Origin of the sequence: Hydrogenophaga sp. (assembly GCF_031426985.1) — a bacterium.
In the GTDB taxonomy this organism is placed as follows: domain Bacteria; phylum Pseudomonadota; class Gammaproteobacteria; order Burkholderiales; family Burkholderiaceae_C; genus Hydrogenophaga.
This window is the reverse complement of the sequence record NZ_JASJOY010000072.1, coordinates 1-8,113: the sequence shown is the minus strand read 5'-3', so window position 1 is coordinate 8,113 and position 8,113 is coordinate 1. Positions and strand designations below refer to the sequence as shown.

Sequence of the window (8,113 nt, the reverse complement as noted above, 5' to 3'; positions counted from 1 at the left end):
CGTCGCCATGGTCGCGCTCGACGGCCCGCTGCGCTTCACCAACATCTGGGCCTACCCCTCGCTGGACGCACGCAGCAAAGCCCGCGCCGACGCGGTGGCGCAAGGCATCTGGCCGCCCAAGGGTGGTCCGGCACACCTGACCACCAACATGTTCTCGACCATCGCACTGCCAACGGCCGTCTCTCCCTTGAAGTGAAACCGTCATGACCCGCGTCTATTCACTCGCCTACCTGTCGTCCCACCGCTGCACGCCGCCCGAAGCGGTCCGCGTGGCGGCGGCCAACGGCTACCAGTTCGTCGGCCTGCGCCTGTGGCCCAACGCGCCGGGTGCGCCGCAGCAGTTCCTGCTGGACCGGCCCGACGTGCTCAAAGAAACCCAGGCCGCGATGGCCGACACGGGCGTGGGCATCTTCGACGTGGAGATCATCCGCATTGGCGAGCGTTTCGACCCGCACACCTGGGATGCGCTCTACGAAGCCTGCGCCGCGCTCAAGGCCAAGGCCATCCTGGTGGCGGGGGACGACCCGGACGAAGCGCGCCTCACACAGCACTACGCCCGTCTCTGCGAAGTGATGGCGCCCTACGGCCTCACGGCCGACCTGGAGTTCATGCCCTGGACCGCCGTGAAGGACGCGAAGAGCGCCCTGCGTATCGTGCAGAACGCGGGCACGCCCGCCAACGCGGGCATCCTGGTCGATGCGCTGCACGTCGGCCGCTCGACCACAACACTCGACGACATCCGAGCCATCCCGCGCGGCCTGTTGCATTACGCGCAGATCTGCGACGCGGTCGCCGGCACGCACTTCACGATCGAAGAAATGATCCACACAGCGCGCTGCGAACGCCTGCTGCCGGGCGATGGAAGCATCGACGTGCAAGGCCTGTTCGCCGCCCTGCCCGCCGACCTGCCGGTCAGCGTCGAAGTGGTGAACTTCGAGCGCGAGAAGACCGCCGACCCCGCGCAATGGGCCGGCATCTGCCTGGCCGCGAGCCGGCCTTTCACCGGCTGAGAACACCATGCTGATCTCGTTCGACCGCATCTCGCGTCTGCCCTTCTTCTTCGGCGCCCGCTGGTTCAGCAGTGCTTGAAATGGACCACCCCTGCGGCGCTGCGCGCCATCCCCTCAAGGGGACGACACCAGCCGTCCGGCAAAGCCGGCCCGGCGGTGTCCTCGGTTCAGTCACGTCTCTCGCAGAGGCTGACTGGCTCCACAAAACACAACTGAAAGAACCCGATGGATTTCGCTCTCAACGACGAACAGAAAATGATGATCGACACCATCCGTCGCTTCATCGCAGAAGAACTGCACCCGCTGGAAGACGCGCTGGAAAACACCGGCGCGCTGCCTGATGCCGATGCCCGCCGCATCCACGCCAAGGCCAGGGAACTGGGCCTGTACGCGCTCAACATGCCGGCCGAGCTGGGCGGTGGCGGCCTGTCCAACCTGGACCGCATCATCTGCGAAGAGCAGTTCGGCCACACCAGCGACATGCTGATCCGCCGCGCCTTCGGCAACGTCTACGAACCGCTGCTGCATTGCAAGGGCGAGCAGGTCGATCGTTGGCTCAAGCCCGCGGTGGAAGGCACACGCACCTGTGCCATCACCATCACCGAATCGGGCGCCGGCTCGGATGCTGCGGGCATCAAGACCCACGCCAAGCGCAACGAGCAAGGCCAGTGGGTGCTCAACGGCAGCAAGCACTTCATCAGCGACGGCGTCTGGTCCGACTTCTTTCTCGTCTCCGCAAAAACGGGTGAGAAAGAGATCAGCATGTTCATGGTCGACAAGGGCCTGCCCGGGTTCACCGTCGGCAAGGACCAGGCCATGATGGGTCTGCGCGGCACGCCGCACCTGGAACTGTTCTTCGACAACGTGGTGCTGGAAGACGCTGCCCTGCTGGGCGAACAGGGCCAGGGTTTCAAGCTGGCCATGGGCGCGCTCAACGTGGTGCGCCTGGCGCAGGTGGGCGCGCGCGCCGTGGGCAAGGCCACGCACGTGTGCGAGCTGATGCTGACCTACGCGAACGACCGCAAGCAGTTCAACACCCGCATCGGCGATTTCCAGATGGTCCAGCAGATGCTAGCCGACAGCGTGATCGAGATCAACGCCGCGCGCTGGATGGTCTACCAGGCCGCCTGGATGCTGGACCAGGGCATGGACGCGCGCGAGCAGATCGCCATGGTCAAGGTGTACGCGGCGGAGACGCTGGGCCGTGTGGTGGACCGCGCGGTGCAGGTGTTCGGCGGCATGGGTTTCTGCAAGGAGCTGCCGATCGAGCGCTACTACCGCGACGCACGCATCTACCGCATCTTCGACGGCACGTCGGAGATTCACCGTGGGGTGATCGCCAAGTCGGCGCTCAAGAAGGGTGCGCAGCTCTTCGATGTGAACCGTTGACACCCCTTCGTTGACCGAGATCTGAGCGGCGGCCGGTACGGCGCCCTCCTCATGCTGGAGTACCAGAAATCGTCGGGCGCCGCACCGACCACCGCTCAGTGGGTATGCCGACGAGAAGACACGCCGTGAGAACGGATCTGCCATCTCGGCTCACATTGGTTCACCGATGGATGCCTGTGGCGGCCGACGATTTCTGGTACCCCAGCATGAGGAGGCCGCCACAGGCATTCGTCGGTGCGAGCGACGTGACTTCAACAACAAGCAACAAACACAAGCGAGACAGAGCATGAGCAAATTCATGAGCGCTTCAGAAGCAGCGAACCTGATCAAAGACGGCGACACCGTGGGCCTGATGGGCGGCGGTGGCGGCCTGATGGAAGCCACACACATCTTCGAGGCGGTGCAGGCGCGTTACCTCGCCACGCAACAGCCGCGCAACCTGACGGTGATGCACGCCCTGGGCATTGGCGACAAGAAGACCAAGGGCATGAACTGCTTCGCGCACGAAGGCCTGGTGAAGAAGGTCATTGGCGGCCACTGGGTCTGGTCGCCGGCGATGCAGCAACTGGCGCTGAGCAACAAGATTCAGGCCTACATCCTGCCCGGTGGCGTGAGCAGCCAGCTCATGCGCGAGATCGGCGCGGGCCGCCCCGGCCTCATCAGCCACGTGGGCCTGGGCACGGTCTGCGACCCGCGCTTTGGCGGCGGGCGCATGAACGACGCGGCGCAGGACGACCTGGCCGATCTCATCCAGATCGACGGCCGCGAATGGTTGCGCTACAAGCCCTTCCCCATCCACGTCGCCATCGTGCGCGCCAGCGCGGCCGACGAGGACGGCAACATCAGCTTCGAACACGAAGCCGCCAACCTCGATGCGCAGTCACTCGCCCTGGCCGCGCGCAACAGCGGCGGCACGGTGATCGTGCAGGTGAAAGAACGCCTGCCCAAGGGCGCACTCAAGGCGCGCGAGGTGCGCATCCCTTCGGCGTGGGTCGACGCCATCGTGGTCGACCCGGCGCAGCAGACCAGCTACGCCATCCCCTTCGACCCGGCCTTCAGCGGCGAACTCACCGGCGAGGCCCGCGCGGCGAGCGAGGCCGAGGACCACGCACGCGAAGTCGCCGCGTCACAGGAAGCCTTCAGCGAACGCCAGGCCGTGGCGCGGCGCGCGCATGTGGAGCTGTTCAACACCGGCAAGGCGCGACCGGTCATCAACTACGGCGTGGGCGTGCCCGACGCGGTGGCCAAGCTGATCGCGGCGCGCAACGAGCAGCACCGCATCTACCAGACCATCGAACACGGCACCTACGGCGGCACGCTGATGGACGGCGTGCTGTTCGGCTACGCGCGCAACGCCACCGCCATGCTGGACGCAGCGACGCAGTTCGACTTCTACGGCGGCGGCGGGCTGGACGTGGCCTGCCTGGGCTTCGGTGAATTCGACGCCGAAGGCAGTGTCAACGTCTCGCGCCTGGGCGGCGTCACCGTCGGCCCCGGCGGCTTCATCGACATCGCGCAGAACGCGAAGAAGGTGGTGTTCTGCGGCACGCTGGCGGCCAAGGGCATCAAGCTCGCCACCGGCGACGGCCAGATGCGCGTGCTGCAACAGGGCGCGGTGAAGAAGCTGGTGAAACAGGTCGACCAGATCACCTTCAGCGGCCCTCAGGGATTGGTGCGCGGGCAGGAGGTGCTCTACCTCACCGAGCGCGGCAGCTTCCGCCTCACGCCCGAAGGCATCGAGCTGTTCGAGATCGCACCGGGCATCGATCTGCAGCGCGACATCCTGGACCAGATGGACTTCGCGCCGCTGGTGGCGCAAGACCTGAAGGTGATGGACGCCGCGCACTTCACGGCGGCCTGATCCGCCTGCGCCAGGCCGCAGGTCAACGCTGCGCGCGCAGCGTTTCGTAAGCCTCGCCCACGCGCTTGAACTCGCGCTCGGCCAAGCGCTGCACCATTGGCGGCACATGGCCCAGGCGGTCGGGGTGGTACTGCTGCAGCAGGGTGCGGCGGGCGCGTTCGACGGCGTCCCAGGCACTGCCCTCCTCCAGGCCGAGCACAGACCAGGGCGTGGCTTCGGCAGAAGCCTCCGCCGCGGCTTCGTCGTCTTCCTCGGCGTCGCTCTCCACCTCGGGCGCCTCGATGCGTTGCACCAGGCACACCGCGTTTTGCCAGTGCACCGCGTACTCGGTCTGGCAGGTCGGGCAGCGCACTTCGCCGGGGGCGTCCAGCAATGGGATGCGCAGGCGTTTGTGGCAACACACGCAGCGCAGGATGGGCGGCTGGTGCGCGGCCGCTGGCGGCGGCTCGGCCGCGGCTTCGGCGTTGGCGCCCAGCGCGGCCCGCAGACGTTCGGTTTTCGACAACGGGCGGCAAGCCAGTTCGGCCCGCACCGCATCCAGCACCGACGGGTTGGCGCCGTGCGTCTGGTGCAGCACGGCCAGCTCGTCCACGCTCAGGGGCTGCAGCGGCCGCACGCGGTTGGGCGGGGGCAGCAGCACGAGGTCGGCCGGCTCCGTGTCCAGCAACTGGCGCACATGCCAGAGGTCTTCGCCCGTCAGCGGCATCGACGCCATCGCCTCGGCCGGCTCCACCAGACCGGCCAGCATCTGGATGGTCAGGGGCGGCAGGTCCAGAAATGCGGCGCAGGCCTGCGCCAGGTCGTCGTCCAGCGCGTCAACAGGTCGGAACCCGATGCGCAGCTGGCTCAGGCTCCAGTAGCTCACGCCCATGGTGGTGGCCAGTTCGCCCAGCGACAGGTCCCGCTCCGTCGCCGCCTGCATCAGGGCCGCGATCAGCAGGCCACCGGGGCGCTTGAACCCGTCCGGGTCGAGCCGCCCGCTCCAGGGCTCGGGCGCGCTCTCGACAGGCTTTTTCGAGAAAGCCGACGCAAAAGCCTGGGCGGTGGTGGGGGGCATGGTGTGGCGGCGTGCGGGCAGGTGGCGGAGACGGAAGCGAGGGGCGGATCGTACAGGGTAAACCCTGAATATTTCTATGTCCTCTGGGTGGCGCGCGCCGAACGGTCCATGAACAGATCGGCGCACACGCTGCGCAACCAGACGTTGGCCGGGTCGTGGTGGTAGCGCGCGTGCCAGTGCTGCTTCACCGTGAAGCCGGGAATCGGCACCGGACACGGCAGCACCTGCAGCCCGGCCACGCGCGCCAGGGTTTCGCCGATGTGGCGCGGCAGCGTGGCCACCAGGTCGGTGGTCGACACGATGGCCGGCAGGCCCAGAAAGCCCGGCAGCTTGAGCACCACGTTCCGCTCGACGCCGCGCTCCTTCACGGTGGCTTCCAGCAGCTGCTGGCCGGTGCCCGAGACGATGCCCACATGCGACTCGCGCACATAGTCCTTGAGCGTGAAGCGTCTGGGCCGGATGCGTGGGTGCGTCGGGTGCGCCAGGCACACCCAGTCCTGGTCAAACAGCGCCTGCTGGTAGAAGCCGGCTTCCAGCCCCGGGATCAGCCCCAGCGCCAGATCGGCCTCGCCACTCTGCAGCGCGGCGGCCATGCCGGGGTGGATGGTGGCGGCCTCCAGCCGCACCTGCGGTGCCAGCGCGCACACATGAGTGAAGAGGCGCGGCAGCAGGGTGATGTGGCTGGCGTCCGTCATGAAGATGCGGAACTCGCGCTGCGCCGCGGCGGGCTCGAACCGGGCCTGCGACTCGGACAGGCGGCGCAGGCCGTCCAGGACCTCGCGCACGGTGCCGATCAGCGCCTCGGTGCGCGGCGTGGGCTGCATGCCCTGCGGCGTGCGCACGAACAGCGGGTCGCCCAGCTGCGTGCGCAGGCGGCCCAGGCCGATGCTGACGGTGGGCTGGCTCTGGCCCAGCAGCTCGGCGGTGCGGGTCACGCTGCCGGTGCTGTGCAGCGCGTCCAGCAGGCGCAGCAGCTTGATGTCGATCAGCGGAATGTCCGGATTCATGAGGGCTTGGCTGTATTGATGAATGCAATGCAGTGTATTGAATCCATTCGATAGACGGAATACAGAGAGCCGCCCAGAATCCGCACACATCCACAGGAGACAGACAGTGAACATCGCGGTGCTGGGCGCAGGCGCCCTGGGTTGTGCCATCGGCGGCACGCTGGCGCAGGCGGGCAACCGCGTGGTGCTGATCAACCGCAACGCCGCACAGGTGGACGCCATCAACACCCACGGCCTGGTGATGCGCACACCCGAGGGCGAACAGGTGCTGAAGACCACGGCCGCCACCAGCGCCCAGGGTCTGGCGCCGGTGGACCTGGTGATCGTGCTCGTCAAATCCTTCCACACCGAAGCCGCCATGGGTGCCGCCACGAACCTCGTGGGCCCGGACACCACCGTGCTCTCGCTGCAGAACGGCCTGGGCCATGAAGACGTGCTGGCGCAGATCGTGGGGCGCGAACACGTGTTGGCCGGCAAGACCTACGTGGGTGGCGTCCTGCTGGCGCCGGGTCGCATCATCAGCGGCACCGCGGGCAAAGAGACGCTGATCGGCGAACTCGACGGTCGCCTCAGCGAGCGCGCGCAACGCATCGCCGCCACCTTCAACGCTGCGGGCCTGGCCACCACGGTGAGCGACAACATCCTGGGCACGATGTGGGACAAGCTGCTCATCAACGTGTCCACCGGCGCGGTGAGCGGCATCACGCGCCTGCCCTACGGCCCGCTCTACCAGATCCCCGAAATCGAGGCCACCGCCGTGGCCGCCGTGCGGGAGGCCATGGACGTGGCCGCCGCCTCGGGGGTGCAGCTGAGCTACACCGACCCGCGCGACGCGTGGCTCAAGGCCAGCGCCGGGCTGCCCGCCGACTTCAAGACCTCGATGTTGCAGAGCCTGGAGAAAGGCTCGGTCACCGAGATCGATTTCATCAACGGCGCCGTGGTGCGCTGGGGCCAGCGCTGCGGCGTTCCCACCCCCGTCAACGCCACGCTGGTCGCCTGCATCAAGGGCATAGAAAGCGCCCTCAACGCCCACTGAAACCCACTCCCACCATGAACACGCCCTTCACACCCCCTACCCGCGCCTACGTCGAACACGTGGCCATCCGTGTCCGCGACATCCACTGGCACATCCGCTTCTTCTACGAGGTGCTGGGCATGGATGTGCGCGAGATCGACGGCCCGACCGACGATCCGCGCCAGTACTGGACCCTGGGCGGCCTGCAGCTGATGGCCACGCCCGGCTTTGAAGCGCCCCCGAGCAACGACGCGGGCTGGCTGGCCCACCTGGGCGTGATGGTGGACGACCTCGAAGCTGCGCTGAAGGCCGCCGAACCCTGGGGCGTGAAGGCCTTGCCGCAAGGCCGCAACTGGCTGCAACTGCCCGATGGCCTGGCGGTGGAACTGATCCAGGCCGCGCCGGGCAGCGTGGCCGCCGCCCTGGCCGTGAAACCCCGCGCCTGAACCACCCGAGATGCCCCCCATGAAACTCACCCCGCCCGTCATCCACTTCAGCACGCCCGAAAAATACTGGGACGACGCCACCGAAGGCGACGTCTGCATCAGCCCCACCTACGACGTCACCGAAGCGCGCATCAACGCCTACGCCGAGCTCACCGGCGACTACACCCCCGTGCACATCGACGAGGACTACGCCAAAACCACGCCCTTTGGCACCCGCGTGGCGCACGGCCTGTTCGGCCTGTCGATCGCCGACGGACTGAAGACCCAGAGCACATACCGCTTCCTGCCCGGCATGTCGCTGGGCTGGACCTGGGACTTCCTGCTGCCC

Annotated in this window: 9 protein-coding genes; 7 read left to right on the top strand and 2 right to left on the bottom strand. The window is 67.5% G+C overall.

From position 1 onward, the window contains the following. The 4 genes from RMP09_RS09830 to RMP09_RS09815 form a co-directional block, all read left to right on the top strand. A partial coding sequence (locus tag RMP09_RS09830) for an NIPSNAP family protein (RefSeq protein WP_310565803.1) occupies positions 1 to 196 on the top strand: 196 nt, incomplete at its 5' end. 7 nt (positions 197 to 203) lie between these two features. Next, positions 204 to 1,010, top strand: coding sequence for a sugar phosphate isomerase/epimerase family protein (locus RMP09_RS09825; protein ID WP_310565802.1), 807 nt, complete (start codon positions 204 to 206; stop codon positions 1,008 to 1,010). Positions 1,011 to 1,235: 225 nt separating this feature from the next. Further along, positions 1,236 to 2,399, top strand: coding sequence for an acyl-CoA dehydrogenase family protein (locus RMP09_RS09820; RefSeq protein ID WP_310565801.1), 1,164 nt, complete (start codon positions 1,236 to 1,238; stop codon positions 2,397 to 2,399). A 298-nt stretch (positions 2,400 to 2,697) separates the two neighbouring features. Further along, entirely contained in the window at positions 2,698 to 4,260 is a 1,563-nt protein-coding gene (locus RMP09_RS09815; RefSeq protein ID WP_310565800.1) for an acyl CoA:acetate/3-ketoacid CoA transferase, read from the top strand. Positions 4,261 to 4,282: 22 nt separating this feature from the next. Here the strand turns inward: RMP09_RS09815 and RMP09_RS09810 are convergent, their stop codons facing one another. Together RMP09_RS09810 and RMP09_RS09805 are read right to left on the bottom strand one after the other, a co-directional pair. Further along, a complete protein-coding gene (locus tag RMP09_RS09810) occupies positions 4,283 to 5,317 on the bottom strand; it encodes a J domain-containing protein (RefSeq protein ID WP_310565799.1) in 1,035 nt (344 codons plus the stop codon). A 74-nt stretch (positions 5,318 to 5,391) separates the two neighbouring features. Further along, positions 5,392 to 6,324 (bottom strand): LysR family transcriptional regulator, encoded by a 933-nt coding sequence (locus RMP09_RS09805; RefSeq protein ID WP_310565798.1) that lies wholly within the window; start codon positions 6,322 to 6,324, stop codon positions 5,392 to 5,394. Between the two features lie 106 nt (positions 6,325 to 6,430). On the opposite strand from RMP09_RS09805, the gene RMP09_RS09800 reads away from it, so the two are divergent. The 3 genes from RMP09_RS09800 to RMP09_RS09790 all read left to right on the top strand — a co-directional run. Continuing rightward, complete coding sequence (locus RMP09_RS09800) at positions 6,431 to 7,360, top strand: ketopantoate reductase family protein (protein WP_310565797.1); 930 nt, start codon at positions 6,431 to 6,433, stop codon at positions 7,358 to 7,360. Positions 7,361 to 7,374: 14 nt separating this feature from the next. Further along, positions 7,375 to 7,785: a VOC family protein gene (locus RMP09_RS09795; RefSeq protein ID WP_310565796.1), complete on the top strand. Its 411-nt coding sequence runs from the start codon at positions 7,375 to 7,377 to the stop codon at positions 7,783 to 7,785. Positions 7,786 to 7,804: 19 nt separating this feature from the next. After that, positions 7,805 to 8,113: MaoC family dehydratase (locus tag RMP09_RS09790; protein ID WP_310565795.1), on the top strand; the 309-nt coding region annotated here is incomplete at its 3' end.